Genomic DNA, 18,849 nt, shown 5'->3' with positions numbered 1-18,849 from the left:
ATAGGGAAAATATTGACATTGAAATTGAGCTAGGTCTTCAAACCTGCAATTACAAAACCTTAAAAAAGATAAATAGGGGACATACACTGGCTGAATTTATTGATGCTGTTCTTATGATCAGAAAATATGGATTTGAAGTATGTGCTCATATCATATTGAATCTTCCGTGGGACGATATGGAGGATGTTATTGAAAATGCCAAGATATTGTCAGCTCTAAAGATAAAATTTGTCAAGGTTCATTCCTTGTATATATTGAGAAATACGATTCTTGGTGAAATGTATAAAAATGGTGAAATTAATATGATAGAAAAAGACGAATATTTGGAAAGACTTGAAGTTTTTTTATTATACCTTTCACCGGATATTGTTGTTCAAAGACTTTTTGGAAGGGCACCTAAGGAGGAAACACTTTTCTCGAACTGGTGTACTTCCTGGAGAAAATTAAAAGATGAATTAATATTAAAAATGAAAGACAATAATTCGTATCAGGGTAAACTTTGCGATTATCTTGGTGGTAAAGCTTTAAATATGAAAAAAAATTAACCGACTTACGCATAGAAAACCCTTTCTATTTGTGCTATAATAAAAAAAAACAATGGAGGCGGTTAAAATGGTCAAGTTAGTTTGTGGTTCCAAGGGAACCGGTAAGACAAGAAAAATGATTGAGATGGGGAACGATTCCATAAGTACTGTCAAAGGTAAGGTTTTCTTTCTTGAAGCAAACAATAAGCACATATTTGATTTAAACCATGAAATTAAGTACATTAATACAAAGGATTTTGGAATAGACAATCCAGATCAATTCTTGGGTTTTGCATACGGGTTACTGGCAGCGGATTATGACATTGAACTGGTTTATATAGATGGATTGTATAAAATTGCCAATATCGGAGCTGAAGATTTGGAAGATGTCATAAAGAAGCTCGAAACAGCGTCTGAAAAATTTGAAGTCGATTTTGTAATGAGTGTTAGCTTTGATGAAAATCAGCTGACACCTGAAATGAAGGAATATATATTCTAAATCAAGAAAGCAGCTTTGCTGCGTTAACCGCATAACACCAACGCTTCAAGGGGTTATGCATATTTTTACTTTCTAAAGCAGTGGATTTGAATGGCGCTTGAAACAGTTGGTGCCATTTTTTTATTGCCATAATCGCATATCTCTGATAGAATTTGTATGCAAATATATGAGGTGTAATTTATGAAACTACCAGTTAAATTTGAAGATAAAATGAAAAAACTTTTAAAAGATGATTATGAAGAATTTATGGATTCCTTTGATCATAGAAATATTAGAGGAATAAGACGTAATTCATTAAAAATCAGTAAAGATGATTTTCAAAAAAAAATAGAATATATAGAAGAACCCATACCGTGGTGCAGTGATGGCTATTATATAAATTATGATAGCAGACCGGGTAAGGATGTATACTATCATTGCGGACTGTTTTACATACAGGAGCCAAGTGCATCGCTGCCTGTGGAACTTTTAAATCCATGTCCGGGAGAACGGGTTCTTGATCTATGTGCCGCACCTGGAGGCAAAACTACACAAATAGGTGCGAAAATGAAGAATAAGGGAATTATCATTGCAAATGATGTGAACAGGAAAAGGCTGTTGTCTTTAAAAAGGAACATCCAGTTATTCGGCATTACAAATTCAATTGTAACTAATGAAACGGCAGAAACCTTAAAATCATTCTTTGAGAATTATTTCGACAAGATTCTTGTTGATGCACCGTGTTCTGGAGAAGGAATGTTCAGAAGGGATGAAAAAACAAAAAAAAGATATTGTACATATGAAGATAATAAGTTTACTGATATGCAGGTGGAAATATTGAACCATGCAAAAGACCTTCTAAAACCGGGTGGAGAATTAGTTTATTCTACCTGTACTTTTTCAACGGAAGAAAATGAAAAAATCATATCGGAATTTCTTGAAAAGAACAAGGAATTTGAATTAATCGACGATATTGGTTTACATAATTCTAAAACAGAGCTGTCAAAAGGACTTTTGGGTCTTGATGGGGCATTCAGAATATGGCCTCATATTACAAACGGGGAAGGTCATTTTGCTGTAAAGCTTAAGAAAACAGATAGTTTTGATGGAATCATTGGAAATATTGAAATGAATATTCAAGGCAACAAGGAAATAGACTCTCTAAAGGTTTTTGCTGAAGAAACAGGCCTGGATATCACTGACTGGAATCTGACGCTGAAAAAGGGGAAAATATTCAAGGAAACAGGAATCAGAACCAGTGGCATGGATGTGTTCTACAACGGCCTGGAGATTGGTTTTGAAAAAAACGGAAGATTTATGCCTTCCCAGGCTCTGGCCTCCTTCTTGAAAAAGGATGATGTGGTTAAATCTGTAAATATTGGCATTGAAGGTCCAGAAGCCCTCAAGTATTTAAAGGGTGAAACTCTTCATGTAGAAGGTGAAAAAGGATGGAATCTGGTAACCATTGACGGGTTTCCTGCAGGATGGGGGAAAATCTCTCAGGGAATATTGAAAAACCACTATCTTAAAGAGTGGAGGATGATGTAATGGCCTTTATGAGACTTGACAAGCTTCTTTCAAACATGGGGTTGGGAAGTAGAAGAGAAATCAAGACATTGATAAAATCAGGATATGTAGAAATTGATGGTATAATAATTAAAAACTTTTCTGCAAAGATAAATACAGATGAAAACAAAGTATTTGTAAAGGGTGAACAGGTTGAGTATAAGAAGTATACATATATAATGCTTAACAAACCTGCAGGTATAGTTTCATCAACAGACAGCAAGGATACCAATGTGATTGATATATTAGATGGCAATCTGAAAAATATCAGCCTTTTTCCTGCGGGAAGACTTGACAAGGATACTGAAGGATTTGTACTATTGACGAATGATGGCAAAATGGCACATAATATCTTGTCTCCAAAAAAGCATGTAGAAAAGGAATATTATGTTGAACTTGATGGAAAACTTTCTGAAAAAAGCAGGATTTCAATAGAAAACGGCATTATTCTTGAAGATGGAAGTCGATGTTTGGACTGTAGAATAGACATGATATCAAATGAAGTTGAATTATGTAAACTAAATATCTTTATTAGAGAAGGAAAATATCATCAAATCAAAAGAATGTTCAAAATGTTAGGAATAAATGTAACATATTTAAAAAGGCTTTCAATTGGAGATATAAAGCTGGACAGCAAACTGGAGAAGGGTCAATATAGGGAACTAACATTAGGGGAGCTAGGTAAATTACCCATAAGTGAAGACTAGACTGTTGTATTGTGCTATAATGGTTTATAAATTTTAAGAAAAGGTGTTAATTTGGAATATAATACGAAACAAGATACAAAAATTGAGAGATTTTATCAAAACCGAGATTCATTGATAATACGATTGAGAAACGGTGAAATAACAAAAAGAGAGTATATTCTCTTAAGTTACAAATTTATTGTTAGTTCAAAGTCAACCCCCTTTGATACAATAGATTGTGTTGAAAAGGGTATGTATAACTATCAGTATTACAATACAATGGCAAAATACTATAAAACAATGGCTTTGGATGAGAGGGGCAAGGAAAGGCATAATAATTTTCATAAAACTTATCTTAAAGAATGTAATTATTATTATGATGAAAAAGACAAAACAACTTTTAGACTTTTGAGACATATGAACTATGAAAACATTGAAGCATATTTTATAGAGATGGAATCTGTAAAACTGAAAAATGTTCTGTATGAAGTGGTATTGAAGGACTATAAATTTGCAGTACTTCACTCAAAAAGTATATGGATATTGAACGCCCTAAAGAAACAGCAGGTTTTTTCTGAAAACATTCGTAAATCAGTAATAGATTATTATGTAAATAATTTATACTAGGATATCAAAAATTAAAAATTAAAAAGCAAATCATAAAACCTATGACTCTGTCATAGGTTTTATGATTTGCTTATCAAAATTTTAGTTCATACGTGCAATTTCTTTAATGATTTCGTCTAATTCCATATCAGATGTGATTTCAAAATCACCGGACTTAAGTTTTGTATCCATACCGAGATCAACGGATCTTTGAATGAATTTATCTGAATCGGAAATGAGATTCTTGTTGTAGAGAATTTCTCCTATGGTTTGTGCAGAACTCCCAGAAGGAATCGTCACCTTGATTGTCCTTGTTTCATCTGGCTGGTTGCTTTCATCATTTGTAGAATCATCCTGGTTCTCAGTGTCCTGGTCTGAAGGATTTTGATCATCTGGAGTATCTTCTTGCGACTCTTCAGGTAAGTTTGTTTCAATTGGAATTTCATCTCCATCCTGAATAGGGTCTTTTGAAATGTCAAAACTAAACAAAATGTTAAATCTCCAGATAAGTATTACTCCTATGACTATAACAATCATCAATATAATTGCATAGTCTGTTGATTCGTAAAAAAAGTCTTTTATTGCATTTACTAGTTTTTTCAAAAAGATATCACTCCATTCCCTAATGTCATAATAAATATATCACAATATTTAGACGTATTCAATATATATAATGTTCCATTTGTATTGGAATTATATTATAATATTTGAGAGTATGTTTTGGAAGGAATAATATGATAACAATTAAGATAAATAAAAATGAAGAGAAACAGAGGATTGACAGATTTTTAAAAAAATATCTGAATAAGGCTCCAAATGCATTCATTTATAAGGTGCTTAGAAAAAAATATATCAAGGTCAATGGTGAAAAAGTTAAAGAAGAATACTTTCTTGAACTAGGAGATGTGGTGGAGATATATCTTGCTGATGATACTATTGAGAAATTTAGAACATCAAAGACATATGTTGAAAATGAAGGTAAACTTGATGTGGTATATGAGGACTCAAACATAATACTTGTCAACAAACATGCAGGAATTGATGTTCAACCCCTGGGGGATGGAAAACTTTCTCTGTTGGACAAACTATTATCTTACTTGGGTGAAGAAGATGATTCCGCAACCTTTAGACCTTCTTTTTGCAACAGACTGGATAGGAATACAACAGGAATTATCATAGCAGCTAAGAACTATAATTCTTTGAAAGAAATGAATGAAAATATTAGAAACAGAAACATAAGCAAATATTATTGTTCAATAGTACAGGGTGAAATTTCAAAAGATATAGAAATTGGCGGGTTTCTAAAAAAGAGAGATGATGTAAACAAGGTAGTAGTCAGAAATATTGAAATTGAAGGGTATAAGGAGATTTTCACAAGAATAAAGCCGGTCCTATACAATAACGGATTCACTGAAATAGAGGTGGAACTCATTACAGGAAGAACTCATCAGATTCGTGCTCATTTGAGCAGCATTGGCCATCCACTGGTAGGAGATATAAAATATGGCGGTAAAACAAAGGGAATGAATCGATATCTTCTTCATTCCCAAAAACTTAAGTTCAAAGGATTTGCAGGAGAACTTGAATACCTTAATGGAAAAGTATTTGAAGCTTCATGTCCAAGAAATTATATCAAACTTAAAAAAGAATTGATGGGTTAATTGGGGACGGGAGCAGATATTTAATCTGCTCCTGTATGGGTGGATAAAGGTTAACCTCATTAGATTAAACGAAAAAAAATTAAAAATGTTCCGAAAAATAAAAAATTACAGGTGATAATATGAGTGATATTCAAATATACAACGACAAAGGATTAAGAAGATACATAAACACATTGGTACTTGTCTATCTTGAAGCATGTAACAGAACATTTCCAGATAAACAGGTGGTTATAGAACATTCAATAAACAAGGGTTTTTATACTGAACTTGTTTTAAACAGGGAGCTGTTTGATGATGATGTAGAAAAAATCAAAGAGGAAATGAACAAAATCATAGCTGACAACATGGGAATCAGAAAAGAACTTCTTAAAAAAGAAGATGCTATAGAGATTTTCAGAAAGCAAAATATGATGGATAAAGTTCTTCTTTTTGAGAATTTAGGTATTGAAAATATAAAAGTATGCAAGATTAACAATACATACTACAATATTATGGGTGAGACTTACAAGAGCACCGGAAAACTTGAAAGTTATGATTTAAAAATATCGGCACCAGGATTGGTTCTCATATTCCCAAGAAAGGAACACAACTATTCCATTCCTAAATACAACCATCAAGAGAAACTGTTTAATGTATTCATAGAGTCTGAAATATGGGCGAAACTGTTGAAGGTAAGCAATGCAGGAGAGCTTAACAAATCCATATTAAATGGTGAAATAAATGACATCATAAGAGTAACGGAAGCTCTTCATGAAAAGAAAATTGCATATATTGCAGACAGCATCTGTGAAAGTGATGCAAGAGTAATATTAATAGCAGGTCCATCATCATCAGGGAAAACGACCTTTGCCAACAGGCTTGGAATTCAGCTGAAGGTTAACGGAAAGGACTATCTAACAATTTCTCTAGACGATTATTTCGTTGAAAGGGAAAATACTCCAAAGGACAGTAATGGAGAATATAATTTCGATACTATTGAAGCCCTAGATATTGATCTTTTTAACAAGGATTTGACAAATCTTTTATCTGGTGAGGAAATAATCATGCCAAGGTTTAATTTTTTCACGGGAAAGAGGGAAAGTCGCGAAACACCTGTTTCTGTAGATGCTGGACAGTATATTGTAATAGAAGGGATTCACGGCTTAAATGAAAAGTTGACTGAATCAATAGAACAAAACCTCAAATATAGGATATATATAAGTGCATTGACGCAACTTAATATTGACGATCACAATAGAGTCTCTACTACTGATTTGAGGCTTATAAGAAGAATAATAAGAGATATGAAATATAGAGGACATAATGGAGAAAAAACACTGGAACTTTGGGAAAATGTAGTAAAGGGTGAAAATAATTATATTTTTCCATACCAGGAAAATGCAGATGTTATGTTTAACTCATCCCTTATTTACGAGTTAACCGTACTTAAAAAATATGCAATACCAATAATCGAGGAAATAAGAGACGATTGCAACTTCTGCTACGAAAAGAAACGACTGCTTGAATTCTTAAGCTATTTCATGGAAATAGAAGATGACAGCATAATCCCAAACACTTCTATTATCAAGGAATTTATCGGAGGTAGCTGTTTCAGATGATCTAAACATAATCTCTTTTCTTGAATTATTGAATTGATTTAGAGAAGACAGATTAAATAGCAATAAATTCACATATATAACAAAAAATAATAACAGGCGACAGTGAGGTCTCGACTTCGAGGTTCGACAATCAACATTATCAGTTAAAGATTGTCGTTCCGAGGGAGTAGGGAACTGTCGCCTGTTATTATTTGTACCCAGCTATTGCAAAAAAATAAAAGAGAAGAACTTAAAATTCCAGTCCTTCTCTTTTTACTGCTACCGAAAGGGCAAGCCCAATACTTATCATATTGATCAGCATAAATGTTCCTCCATAGCTGATGAAGGGAAGGGGAATTCCTGTTACAGGTGTGAGCCCAATGGTCATCCCTATGTTCTCGAATATATGGAAAAACATCATTGCCGTTATACCGACGACAATTAATGACCCAAACATGTCCAATGCGTTTTTTGCAATCTTGATAAGCCGGTACATTAAAAAGGCATAGAGGCAAATGAGGAACAGACCTCCAAGGAAACCGAGTTCCTCACCTATAACTGCAAAAATGAAATCTGTTTGCTTTGCTGGAAGGAATCCGTACTGATTTTGAACTCCCTGGAAAAGACCTCTTCCGTATACCAGGCCTGAGCCAATTGCAATTTTAGACTGTATAACCTGATATCCAGCACCCTGTGGGTCAAGACTTGGATCCAGGAACACCTGTATCCTGTTAATCTGATAATCGTCAAGAGTCATGGCAAGTATTGGAACCATGATTATTCCGAGGGCTATGAATATCAGGAAGTATTTCATATCAAGACCTGAAATGAACAACATTACCAATATAAAGAAAATAAATACCATGGAAGTACCAAAATCAGGTTGAAGCATAATCAATATGATAGGAAAGCCTGCAAAGGCAAGTATCTTGATGAGGGTAAATGGATTGTTGATGTCTGCCCTGTTTTTGTCTATAAATTTGGCCAATGAAATTATAAGCCCGAATTTAACAACTTCTGATGGTTGAAATGTAACAGGACCAATTTCAATCCAGCTTCTAGCACCCCACTGGTTTTCTCCAAAACCAAAGATCAGTACTGCGACCAGCATTAAATTGCATACTACATAGATTGGTATATAAAAATTACCGTAGATTTCATAGTCTATGAAAATTAGGAAAACCATGATTATGATTCCCATAAATAGTGAGATGAGCTGTCTGTTCACATATCTTGATGATCCTTGTGCTAGGCTCATTGTGGCGCTTTTTATTACTATGACACCAAATACCGACAAAACTAAGACTGTAGCTACAAGCATGAAATCAAATCTTTTCCAAAACTTTTTATCTATTTTTGACATAATTACCTCGAATTTTATTATATTTTTCTATATCTTTATGTTAAAATCAATAGAACTCATTTATGAAATGGTGATTTAATGGGGAAAAAAGATACATTTGATACTTCATGATAATTATGAAGCAGAAAAGGAAAAAAATCAAGCAGTAATAAATGCAGAAAAAATTGGCATCGATATGGAAGTGTTTGAAGGTCAGTGAATCAATGATAAAGAAAGACTTTAATTATGCATAGCTTTAAATGATTATTTATGGTATTATTAAGTCTGAAAAAATTCAAAAGAAAACAGGTGGTTTAATGATAAATATAGGTACACATCTTTCAATATCTAAAGGATTCAAGGCAGCTGCAAACATGGCACTTGAAATGGGAAGCAATACTTTTCAGTATTTTCCAAGAAATCCTAGAGGTGGTGCTGTAAAAAAACTAGATGACAGTGATGTTGAAGCATTTCACAAAATTGTTAAGGAAAACAGTTTTGCGCCAATACTTTGCCATGCTCCATATACATATAATTTTAGCTCCGCAAAGGAAGAAGTAAGAACCTTTGCAAGGGAGGCTCTAAGACAGGACCTTGAAAGGCTTGAACTTTTGCCCTGTAACTTATACAATTTTCATCCAGGAAGTCATACTGGTCTTGGAGTAGACAAGGGTATAGTGCATATAATAGAAATATTGAATGAAAACATTACAGATGACATCACTTCAACTATACTATTGGAGACAATGGCAGGAAAGGGTACCGAAATAGGAAGAAGCTTTGAAGAACTAGCTAGAATAATAGACGGAATTAATCATAAGGACAAGATTGGTGTATGTATGGATACCTGCCACATATTCAGTGCAGGCTATGATATTGTAAATGACCTTGAAGGTGTTCTTAAAGAGTTTGACAGGATTATAGGACTTGAAAGGCTTAAGGCAATACATCTTAACGACAGTCTAAAGCCCTTTGGTGAAAACAAAGACAGGCATGCTGGAATTGGAGAAGGTCTTATTGGATTGGATGCTCTTTTGGCATTTATGAAGCATCCGAAACTTAAGAACCTACCATTTTATCTGGAAACACCATATGATGAAAAGGGACATGCAAGAGAAATTAAAATGATCAAAGAATTACTAAATGAAGAGGTAGAATAATTGGATATAAACAAATTAGAAGAAATATTATTAAAAGTAGAAAAACCGGCAAGATATACAGGCGGAGAGCTAAATTCTGTTGTTAAGGATTTAGATGGAGTAAATACCAGGTTTGCATTTGCATTCCCTGATGTATACGAGGTGGGAATGTCACATCTTGGAATGCACATACTTTACAACCTTCTTAACAGTATTGATGATATATGGTGTGAAAGGGTCTTTGCACCTTGGACTGATTTTGAGGCACAGCTGGAAGAAAATGACATAGAACTTTTTGCCCTTGAAAGTCAGGACTCCATAAGGGATTTTGACATAGTTGGATTCACGCTCCAATACGAGATGAGCTATACGAATATTCTGAATATGATGAACATGGCAAATATTCCAGTTGAATCTGCAAAAAGGGATAATAGTTTTCCTCTTGTCATTGCAGGAGGTCCTTGCGCATTCAATCCTGAACCATTATATGAATTCATAGATATGTTTTTCCTTGGAGAGAGTGAAGAAATCCTTGTGGAAGTAATGGACCTTTACAGGGAACACAAGAAGAAGGGTTATGACAAATTAGCCTTTTTAAAGGAAGCATGTCTTATAGAAGGAATATATGTTCCTGAATTCTATGACATTGAGTATAATGATGACGGGACAATCAGCAAAAGAAACAAACTATACGAAAAGGCTCCGGATAATGTAAAAAAGAGGATAATTAAAGATCTTGATAAATCTTTCTTTCCAGAGAAGATAGTGGTTCCATTTATAGAAACTGTACATGACAGAATAGTGCTTGAAATATTTAGAGGATGTACAAGAGGTTGCAGATTTTGTCAGGCAGGTATGATTTATCGTCCTGTCAGGGAGAAATCAGTAGAAACTCTTTTAAGACAGGCGGATCTTCTTATTGAGTCCACGGGACATGAAGAAATTTCTCTTTCATCATTGAGTACTGGAGATTTTTCAAAACTTATTGAACTGGCTACGGAATTATTGAATAAATACGAAGATAGGCGTATAAGCCTTTCTCTGCCGTCCTTGAGACTGGATTCAATTTCATTTGATCTTATGGAAAGGGTTCAGAAGGTAAGAAAGTCAGGGCTTACATTTGCCCCTGAAGCCGGAACACAGAGAATGAGAGACGTAATCAATAAGAATATTACTGAAGAGAATATATTAGGAACTGTAAAGACTGCATTTGATCTTGGATGGTCTACCGTAAAGCTATATTTCATGGTTGGCCTGCCGGGAGAAACGGTTGAGGATATTTATGGTATCAAGGATCTTGCATATCTTGTGAAAAATGAATTCTTTAATAGAGAAAGGGAAAAAATCAGAGGAAATCTAAAAGTTAATGTAAGTGCAGCATGCTTTGTACCAAAACCATTTACAGCTTTTCAATGGGAAGCACAGAATACTGTTGATGAATTCACTGAAAAGACTGGCTTATTGAAAAATGCTATTAAGGATAAAAAGGTTTCATACAATTACCATGATCCCAAACTAAGCTCTATAGAAGGAGTTTTTGCTCTCGGAGACAGAAGGCTTGCAAAAGTATTAAAGACAGCATGGAAAAATGGGTGTACCTTTGACGGATGGGGAGATAAGTTTAAATATGATGTATGGATTGAGTCATTCGTTGAGGCTGAAGTGAATCCAGAATTCTACAATGAGAGACAAAAGGATTTTGATGAGATACTTCCATGGGATTTCATTGATTGTGGAGTTACAAAGGAGTATTTGATTAAAGAAAAGAAAAAATCTCTTGAAGAAAAAACAACAGAAGACTGCAGACTAAATTGTTCAGGATGCGGTGTAAATATGAATTTGGGTGGAGGATCGTGTTTTGAAGATAGTATTTAAGTTTACAAAATTAGGAAGATTAAGATTCATATCCCATCTTGACACTATGAGGGTTTTGCAGAGATCAATAAGAAGGACTTCAATACCGGTGAAGCATTCTGAAGGTTTTAATCCACATCCAAAGCTCAATATAGCATTTCCACTGTCGCTGGGTATAGAAAGTACAGGTGAGTATGGAGAGGCTGAGATTGAAGGTGATATTTCAACTGATGATTTTAAGGAGAGAATGAACAACAACCTGCCTGAAGGTATGCGAATTACAGAAGCTGATGAATATAACAATAAAAAGGCAGTATCTGCCTTGATTTCTTCTCAGGTTTATAATTTTACTATTGGTTTTGATCAGGAAGAGAAATTTGAAGATGCTCTTAAGTCATTGAATTCAATTCTTGACAATGAATATGTTATAGAAAGAGTAAAAAAGAAGAAAAATAAAATTAAAAGAAGAACAATCAATGTTGTAGAATATATTATGGATGTCAAAATGAGAAATATAGAAGGACTGGAAATGTCTTTTGATATGACTATAGACATCAATGAAAACGGAAGTTTAAAAGTTGAGGAAATGAAGGAATTCATATGTTCAGTACTAAAAGGTGTGGAAAGAATAAAAGTTAAAAGAATTAATTTGAATTTTGTTGACAAAGTAATGTAAAATGGTTATACTTTTATTTTGTAAGCCGCTCTGAACAGGTTTTAAACGAAAGTACCTGCAATGGCGAGACTGGGTTGAGGAGGTGCATTAATGTACGCAATTATTGAAACAGGTGGAAAACAGTACAAAGTACAAGAAGGCGATGTAATTAGAGTTGAAAAACTTGATCTTGCTGAAGGTGATGCTGTTAAGTTTGACAAAGTTTTGTTTGTATCTAAAGATGGAAACATAAACACAGGTAAACCATATCTTGAAGGATCAGCAGTAGATGCTGTTGTTGAAAATCATGGAAAAGCAAAAAAAATCATTGTTTTCAAATATAAGCCTAAGAAAGATTATAGAAAGAAGCAAGGACACAGACAGCCATATACACAAGTTAAAATTGAAAAGATTGTTGGTTAATCAGTGATCGAAGTTGTAATTGACAGAAGCGGTGATTCTTATAAGGGTTTTGAAGTTAAAGGCCATTCAGGCTACAACGAGGAAGGAAGCGATATAGTATGTGCTGCAGTTTCCATACTGTCATATACGGTGTTGAATTCTCTTGAAGTGGTTGCCGGAGTTAATCTGGATGATATTGATTGGTCAGTGGATGAAAAGACTGGATTTATGAAGATATTGCTTCAAAAGATTTGTCCTGAATCGAATATTTTGTTCAAAACATTTGAGATGGGCATCAAACTATTATTAGAAAATTATAGTCAGTATATAAGCCTTGATTATAAGGAGGTGTAGTCGTGATATTAAAATTGAATTTGCAATTATTTGCACATAAGAAAGGTGTAGGTAGTTCTAGAAATGGTAGAGACAGTGAGTCTAAAAGACTCGGTTTAAAAAGAGCAGACGGACAATTTGTTTTAGCTGGTAATATTCTCGTAAGACAGAGAGGTACTAAGCTTCATCCTGGTAATAATGTTGGAATAGGTGGAGATGATACTCTTTTCGCACTTGTTGATGGTATAGTTACTTTTGAGAGAAAAGACAAAAAGAGAAAACAAGTTAGTGTTTACACACAAGAAGCTTAAATTAAACCTACCTTAACGGTAGGTTTTTTTGTGGCTTTCTATGCGGACAACACTCACTTACGTGGATGACGCAGCAGAGCTGCGTTGTTCTTTTAAAGGATGTGATTTGATGTTTATTGATATAGCGAAGATTCATGTTAAAGCCGGCAAGGGTGGAAATGGATCTGTAGCATTCAGAAGAGCAAAATATGAACCTATGGGTGGTCCTTCAGGCGGAGACGGCGGAAAGGGTGGCGATATCATCATAGAGGCAACCAACGGACTTAGAACCCTCATGGATTTCAGATATCAGAAGAATTACAAGGCTAAAGGTGGCGAAGATGGAAGAGGCAAAAATCAGTTCGGAGCCAAAGCCGATGACCTAGTACTGAAGGTTCCTGTCGGAACACTTGTAAGAGATGAGGAAACTAATATTGTTCTGGTTGACATGAACACTGACGGACAAAAGTTTGTCATAGCAAAAGGTGGTAGAGGCGGTCGAGGCAATGTTAAGTTCAAAAGCTCTATTAGAAGGGCTCCCAGGTTTGCTGAACCAGGTAGAGTTGCTGAAGAAAGAGGGATTATACTTGAACTTAAGCTCATTGCTGATGTAGGACTTTTAGGATTTCCAAATGTTGGAAAGTCGACTTTTCTTTCCAAGACAACCAGTGCAAAGCCAAAGATAGCAAATTATCATTTTACAACCCTAAAGCCTAATCTTGGTGTTGTTAAAATGAGCTCAGGTGAAAGTTTTGTTATTGCAGATATTCCTGGAATCATTGAAGGTGCTGCAGAAGGTGTTGGACTTGGACATGAATTCTTAAGACATGTAGAGAGAACCAAGGTTCTTCTTCACATACTTGATATTTCTGGTCAGGAAGGAAGAAATCCTGTAGAGGATTTCTATAAGATAAATGAAGAACTTGCTGAATACAGCGAAAAGCTTTGTCTAAAGAAACAAATAGTAGTTCTCAACAAAACTGATATTCCTGGAATTGAAGAAAATGTCAAAGAAGTTAGAGAAAAACTTGGAGACAAGTACGATATATATGAAATTTCAGCAATTACTGGTACAGGTCTTGAAAAGGTCCTTTATGCAGCTCTTGAGTGTGTAAAGACTGCTGAAGAGGAGATTTTCTACGACGAAAGTGAAGCTTCAGTGCTTTATGAAAAGAAAAAGAAAGATACAATAAGTGTATATAAAGAAGGCAAAAGATATTACGCAGACGGATATTTTCTTGATGTTCTCGTTGAATCAACAAACTTTGAAGATTACGAGTCCCTGAAAAACTTCCAGAAGGTTTTAAATGACAAGGGAGTCATTGACAAGCTAAGGGAGTTGGGAGCAAAAGAAGAAGATACAATAGTAGTGTGCGGAGTTGAATTCGATTTCGTAGAATAGAGGAGAAATAATGATAACTGGAAAACAAAGAAGTTATTTAAAAGGTTTGGCCCATAATTTGGATCCAATAATCCAGATTGGTAAAAACGGTATAACTAAAAACCTGATTTCCCAGGCAGATGAAGTTCTTGAGTCAAGGGAACTTGTTAAGTTCAAGATACTTAGCAATTGTGAACTTGATGCAAGGACAACGGCATCAGAACTTGCAGAAGTTTTAAAGGCAGAGTTTGTAGTAAGCATAGGAAAGAGATTTGTATTGTACAGGGAATCAGAGAACAATGTAATAGAACTCAAATAAGAGTTGTAATTTTCAAAAGAGTCGGTTGATCCGACTCTTTTGTTATATAAGCATTTTTATTTTTTTGTAATCAATGCTATTCTGGATTTCCAGTGATGATTCTAAATATTTTGTAATTGTACTGTAGTCTACTCCAAAAAGCCTTGGCGTACAACTTACAAGTATATTGATAAGATCGTCATATTCCACCTGCAAAGTCTCGTCTACATAGTTCTTTAGAAGATTTAAACGGCCTCCGCATTCAAGAGAGGAATAGCATTTAATAAGATTGTCATCTGTTTCAAAACCACGCTCGTTATTGATTCTAGTATAATTGTTGTAGGTTCTTTCTTCAAAGAGTTTTAATACAATACTTTTATCTAATACTTCCTTGAAAAAACGAAAATTGTTTGAATCTTTGAATATGATATCGTAGATCACTCGTTCCTTGACCATATGAATGAGAATAACACCTTTATCATTGCTTACTTGATTATCAACTGAAGCATATATTTTTTCAAAGAAATCTGTAAATATTATTTTTATAATATTGTTTTTGGTTTTGAAGTAGTATGATAGAAGACCAAGGTTGACAGAAGCCAAATCTGCGATTTTTTGTACCGTTGTAGAGTTGAGACCCTGGAGGTAGAAAAGGGATTTTGATGCATTTATTATATTGTTTCTGGTTTCTATACCTTTCTTATACCTTTTGATGATAATCACACACCTTAATTAATTTATTAATCATCTGGAGCAATTGAACTGGATGTAAAGTGAAGATTGCATACTGTTTATTTTTTATTTAATGATGTATCTTACTTTATTATACGCTAATTGATTCAATATGTCTATACTCCAATGTTTGCAGAGCTCTTAGTATATTCATAAAGAGATTGACTATACATTGATTTTAGGTACTATATTATGCTATTATAGTAGAGTTGATTTAAACGATGAAACCAATTAATTAAGGGGAGAAAACATGAAAACAGATTTAAGAGTAAAGCTTGTACAGTATACGCCTGAACCAGAGAAATTAGTTGCAGCAGCGGCAAAACTTTGCTATTCATCACTGGCTGCCGATGAAATAATGAATGATTTGGATGAGAATAATACGGAAAAGTTTATAAGCATGCTTATGAAACTGGGACACCAGTCACCAGTTGAGCATATAAATTTTTCTTTTGCAATAGAAGGTGTCAGTAGAACTTTGACTCATCAGCTTGTTAGACACAGGCTAGCCAGCTATAGCCAGAGGTCTCAAAGATATGTTACAGAAGGACAGTTCCAGTATATCGTGCCTCCTGAAATACAAAATAATAGTGCAGCTTCAGCAAAATTCATTGAAGCTATGGAATATGACCAGAAGATTTATGATGAAATAACAGATCTTCTTTACGAAGACCATTATAACCTTCTTCTAGAGGAAGGAAAAAGTGAGAAGGATGCTAAAAATGCAGCAAGCAAGAAAGCTATTGAAGATGCCAGATATGTATTGCCAAATGCTTGTGAAACAAAAATAATGGTCACAATGAATGCCAGAAACCTTATACACTTTTTCTCAGTTAGATGCTGTAATCGAGCACAGTGGGAAATCAGGGAAATGGCTTCACAAATGCTTAAGGAAGCACACAGTGTTGCCCCATATATTTTCAGCAACTGCGGTCCATCCTGTGTGGCGGGTCCATGCCCTGAAGGAAAGATGACCTGTGGAAAAATGGATGAAATGAGAGAAAAATATTCATATGTAAAAAACAACAAATAAGGTAAGGACATAGGAGGAAAAATGAAAAAAAGAATTCTGGCTATGTTGATGATATTTATATTAATATTTTCAATGGCAGGCTGTAAAAAAAATGAAGAAACACCTGAGACGGGTGCAGATGAAACGAATGGCAGTGATGAAGGAATGGTTACTGAAACAGGTGTTTATCCTATCACAGTAACAGACAGCAACGGCAGGGAAGTAACCATTGACAAGATGCCTGAAAAAATAGTTTCCACTGTACCAAGCAATACGGAAATAATTTATGAAATTGGCAAGGGTGAAAATCTTGTAGGTGTATCCGTATACTGCAACTATCCCGTGGAAGCACAGGAAGTTGAAAAGATTGGAGACTATGACGGTCCAAATTTGGAGCTTATCATAGGCCTTGATCCTGATGTTGTTTTAGGTTCATGGATGTCTGACGATGTAGTGGCTCAGCTTGAAGATGCAGGCATCAAAGTTGTTCTTGTAAATCCTGGTGACCTTGAGCAGACATATGAGACCATGCAGATGATAGGCGATATTGTTGGAGCTTCTGAAGAGGCAGATCAAATGGTAAGTGGTTTGAAGGCCAAGCAGGAAATGATAATGAACAGGGTTGCAGGATATGAAGCAAAGACTGTATTCTATGAAATATGGAATGATCCTTTAATGACTGCAGGACCTGGAAGTTTTCATAGCGAGCTTATAACATTGGCAAACGGTGTGAATATAGCTGCAGACACGAAATCCTCTTACCCTGAATACAGTTTGGAAATGCTTATTGCAAAGAATCCACAGGTTTACTTGACTGGGGATGACGGATTCAAAACAGCTGAAGACATATTTGCAAGAGAAGGATATGAAAATATTGAAGCTATAAAGACTGGTCAACTCTTCATGCTTAACAAGGACATCCTTTCAAGACCTGGACCGAGAATAATCGAAGCTTTTGAATCGGTTGCAGCTGCAATTCATCCGGAAGCATTTAATGGAAAATAAATTTCTAGGGAAATAAAATAAAAGCCGGGTATCCCGGCTTTTATTTTTGGTTGGTGAAATATGAAATATAACAAAAAATTAATAATAATCATTTCTATTTTGATATTTGCTTTTTTTACTGTTTTGAATCTGTCAATTGGAGCAGTGAGGGTTGGTTTTGGAGATATATTGAATATTGTTTTCAGCAAAACCGGACTTGTTGAAAAAGATGTTAATACAAGCGATTCAATCACATATATAATTTCTAATGTAAGACTTCCAAGAATAATTGTATCTTATTTTGTTGGAGGACTACTGTCAATTTGTGGAGTTGCATATCAGGGAATCCTTAAAAATCCAATGGCTGATCCATATATACTTGGAATTTCTTCAGGAGCTGCATTCGGAGCAACCTTTGGTATTGTAGCCTTCGGTGGCATGAAGATTTTCGGGATTTCTGCAATTACTCTTTTTGCTTTTGTAGGAGCCATTGCTGTAGTATTTTTTGTTTACAATATAGCAAGGATTGGAAACAACGTGCCTGTAACAACCATGCTTCTAAGTGGTATTGCAATGTCACAGTTTCTTGCGGCTTTGATGTCAGTCATGATGATGCTCTTTGATGAGAGTCTCCACAAGATTATATTCTGGACTATGGGCAGCTTGTCAGGGAAAGGATGGAGCCATGTTGTGACAATTATCCCTTATTCCATTGCTGGATTCCTTATTCTTATATATATGGCAAGGGAAATGGATATAATGCTTCTTGGAGAGGAAAATGCAAACAATCTTGGCGTTGATTCGGAAAAAACAAAAAGAATAATTCTTGTCACTACATCCATTATTACAGGTGTTGCAGTTTCAATGTCGGGAATAATTGGATTTGTAGGTCTCATAGTGCCACATATAGTAAGAATGTTTACAGGTCCGAGACATAATGTACTTTTGCCTGTAGCTTTTAATTTCGGGGGGGTGCTCCTCATGTGTTGTGATACGGTAGCAAGGAGTCTTATTTCACAAGAGATACCAGTAGGGATAATAACAGCAGTTCTTGGAGGACCATTCTTTATATACTTGTTGAATAAAAGGAAAAAGGAGATGTTCTAATGGAAAAAATGATTGAAGTCAAGGACCTGTCCTTTGAAATAAACGACAAATTGATACTGGACAATATACAAATGTATGTTGAGAAGGGTGAATTCATCAGTATAATAGGACCAAATGGTGCTGGAAAAACAACCCTTGTCAAATGTCTTAACAAGAACCTGAACTATAGGGGACAGGTGAATCTTAAGGGAAAAGACCTGAACAGCTATTCTTTCAAGGAAA

General features: G+C 34.9%; 22 protein-coding genes. 19 read left to right on the top strand and 3 right to left on the bottom strand.

Annotated features, from left to right (window positions below; genetic code table 11):
* The 5 genes from AC3AX0_RS01110 to AC3AX0_RS01090 form a co-directional block, all read left to right on the top strand.
* Positions 1 to 545 (top strand): radical SAM protein (locus tag AC3AX0_RS01110; protein WP_487548460.1); only part of this gene is annotated, 545 nt, incomplete at its 5' end.
* 67 nt (positions 546 to 612) lie between these two features.
* Positions 613 to 1,023: a twitching motility protein PilT gene (locus tag AC3AX0_RS01105; RefSeq protein ID WP_487548459.1), complete on the top strand. Its 411-nt coding sequence runs from the start codon at positions 613 to 615 to the stop codon at positions 1,021 to 1,023.
* Positions 1,024 to 1,203: 180 nt separating this feature from the next.
* Positions 1,204 to 2,550 carry an NOL1/NOP2/sun family putative RNA methylase gene (locus tag AC3AX0_RS01100; RefSeq protein ID WP_487548458.1) on the top strand — a complete coding sequence of 449 codons (1,347 nt, stop codon included), beginning with the start codon at positions 1,204 to 1,206 and terminating at the stop codon, positions 2,548 to 2,550.
* Positions 2,550 to 3,275, top strand: coding sequence for a pseudouridine synthase (locus AC3AX0_RS01095; RefSeq protein ID WP_487548457.1), 726 nt, complete (start codon positions 2,550 to 2,552; stop codon positions 3,273 to 3,275). The genes AC3AX0_RS01100 and AC3AX0_RS01095 overlap by 1 nt, the downstream gene beginning before the upstream one ends.
* Positions 3,276 to 3,326: 51 nt before the next feature.
* A complete protein-coding gene (locus AC3AX0_RS01090) occupies positions 3,327 to 3,881 on the top strand; it encodes a DUF6648 family protein (protein ID WP_487548456.1) in 555 nt (184 codons plus the stop codon).
* An 81-nt stretch (positions 3,882 to 3,962) separates the two neighbouring features.
* On the opposite strand, the gene AC3AX0_RS01085 is transcribed toward AC3AX0_RS01090, so the two are convergent.
* On the bottom strand, positions 3,963 to 4,463 hold the full coding sequence (locus AC3AX0_RS01085; RefSeq protein WP_487548455.1) for a hypothetical protein: 501 nt from the start codon (positions 4,461 to 4,463) through the stop codon (positions 3,963 to 3,965).
* Positions 4,464 to 4,594: 131 nt separating this feature from the next.
* Between AC3AX0_RS01085 and AC3AX0_RS01080 the strand changes: the two genes are divergently transcribed.
* Complete coding sequence (locus AC3AX0_RS01080) at positions 4,595 to 5,521, top strand: pseudouridine synthase (protein WP_487548454.1); 927 nt, start codon at positions 4,595 to 4,597, stop codon at positions 5,519 to 5,521.
* A 119-nt stretch (positions 5,522 to 5,640) separates the two neighbouring features.
* Positions 5,641 to 7,119 carry a uridine kinase family protein gene (locus AC3AX0_RS01075; protein WP_487548453.1) on the top strand — a complete coding sequence of 493 codons (1,479 nt, stop codon included), beginning with the start codon at positions 5,641 to 5,643 and terminating at the stop codon, positions 7,117 to 7,119.
* A 229-nt stretch (positions 7,120 to 7,348) separates the two neighbouring features.
* On the opposite strand, the gene rodA is transcribed toward AC3AX0_RS01075, so the two are convergent.
* Complete coding sequence (gene rodA, locus AC3AX0_RS01070; protein WP_487548452.1) at positions 7,349 to 8,461, bottom strand: rod shape-determining protein RodA; 1,113 nt, start codon at positions 8,459 to 8,461, stop codon at positions 7,349 to 7,351.
* Positions 8,462 to 8,757: 296 nt separating this feature from the next.
* Here rodA and AC3AX0_RS01065 point away from each other — a divergent pair, with 296 nt between their 5' ends.
* The 8 genes from AC3AX0_RS01065 to yhbY all read left to right on the top strand — a co-directional run bounded on the left by AC3AX0_RS01065 (position 8,758) and on the right by yhbY (position 14,813).
* Positions 8,758 to 9,600: a deoxyribonuclease IV gene (locus tag AC3AX0_RS01065; protein WP_487548451.1), complete on the top strand. Its 843-nt coding sequence runs from the start codon at positions 8,758 to 8,760 to the stop codon at positions 9,598 to 9,600.
* Positions 9,601 to 11,454: a TIGR03960 family B12-binding radical SAM protein gene (locus AC3AX0_RS01060; protein ID WP_487548450.1), complete on the top strand. Its 1,854-nt coding sequence runs from the start codon at positions 9,601 to 9,603 to the stop codon at positions 11,452 to 11,454.
* Positions 11,438 to 12,109, top strand: coding sequence for a TIGR03936 family radical SAM-associated protein (locus AC3AX0_RS01055; protein ID WP_487548449.1), 672 nt, complete (start codon positions 11,438 to 11,440; stop codon positions 12,107 to 12,109). Before AC3AX0_RS01060 ends, AC3AX0_RS01055 begins: the two co-directional genes overlap by 17 nt.
* Before the next feature lie 90 nt (positions 12,110 to 12,199).
* Positions 12,200 to 12,511, top strand: a complete 312-nt coding sequence (rplU, locus tag AC3AX0_RS01050; protein WP_487548448.1) for a 50S ribosomal protein L21 — start codon at positions 12,200 to 12,202, stop codon at positions 12,509 to 12,511.
* A 3-nt stretch (positions 12,512 to 12,514) separates the two neighbouring features.
* Positions 12,515 to 12,844 (top strand): ribosomal-processing cysteine protease Prp, encoded by a 330-nt coding sequence (locus AC3AX0_RS01045; protein ID WP_487548447.1) that lies wholly within the window; start codon positions 12,515 to 12,517, stop codon positions 12,842 to 12,844.
* A 5-nt stretch (positions 12,845 to 12,849) separates the two neighbouring features.
* The gene (gene rpmA, locus AC3AX0_RS01040) at positions 12,850 to 13,134 is read left to right on the top strand and encodes a 50S ribosomal protein L27 (protein WP_487548461.1); all 285 of its coding nucleotides are present in this window, start codon (positions 12,850 to 12,852) and stop codon (positions 13,132 to 13,134) included.
* 109 nt (positions 13,135 to 13,243) lie between these two features.
* Positions 13,244 to 14,515, top strand: coding sequence for a GTPase ObgE (gene obgE, locus AC3AX0_RS01035; RefSeq protein WP_487548446.1), 1,272 nt, complete (start codon positions 13,244 to 13,246; stop codon positions 14,513 to 14,515).
* Positions 14,516 to 14,525: 10 nt separating this feature from the next.
* The gene (gene yhbY, locus AC3AX0_RS01030; protein WP_487548445.1) at positions 14,526 to 14,813 is read left to right on the top strand and encodes a ribosome assembly RNA-binding protein YhbY; all 288 of its coding nucleotides are present in this window, start codon (positions 14,526 to 14,528) and stop codon (positions 14,811 to 14,813) included.
* A gap of 42 nt (positions 14,814 to 14,855) precedes the next feature.
* Here the strand turns inward: yhbY and AC3AX0_RS01025 are convergent, their stop codons facing one another.
* A complete protein-coding gene (locus AC3AX0_RS01025) occupies positions 14,856 to 15,515 on the bottom strand; it encodes a TetR family transcriptional regulator (RefSeq protein WP_487548444.1) in 660 nt (219 codons plus the stop codon).
* 259 nt (positions 15,516 to 15,774) lie between these two features.
* On the opposite strand from AC3AX0_RS01025, the gene thyX reads away from it, so the two are divergent.
* From thyX to AC3AX0_RS01005, 4 genes are all read left to right on the top strand, one after another.
* Positions 15,775 to 16,557, top strand: a complete 783-nt coding sequence (thyX, locus tag AC3AX0_RS01020; RefSeq protein WP_487548443.1) for an FAD-dependent thymidylate synthase — start codon at positions 15,775 to 15,777, stop codon at positions 16,555 to 16,557.
* 21 nt (positions 16,558 to 16,578) lie between these two features.
* Positions 16,579 to 17,541 (top strand): ABC transporter substrate-binding protein, encoded by a 963-nt coding sequence (locus AC3AX0_RS01015; RefSeq protein ID WP_487548442.1) that lies wholly within the window; start codon positions 16,579 to 16,581, stop codon positions 17,539 to 17,541.
* 60 nt (positions 17,542 to 17,601) lie between these two features.
* Positions 17,602 to 18,627 (top strand): FecCD family ABC transporter permease, encoded by a 1,026-nt coding sequence (locus tag AC3AX0_RS01010; RefSeq protein WP_487548441.1) that lies wholly within the window; start codon positions 17,602 to 17,604, stop codon positions 18,625 to 18,627.
* The coding region (locus AC3AX0_RS01005; protein ID WP_487548440.1) for an ATP-binding cassette domain-containing protein at positions 18,627 to 18,849 on the top strand (223 nt) is incomplete at its 3' end. The genes AC3AX0_RS01010 and AC3AX0_RS01005, both read left to right, overlap by 1 nt.

This window comes from Dethiosulfatibacter sp. (assembly GCF_983023055.1).
Note: the sequence above shows the minus strand (reverse complement) of the source record. Positions and strands in the feature narration are given on the sequence as shown.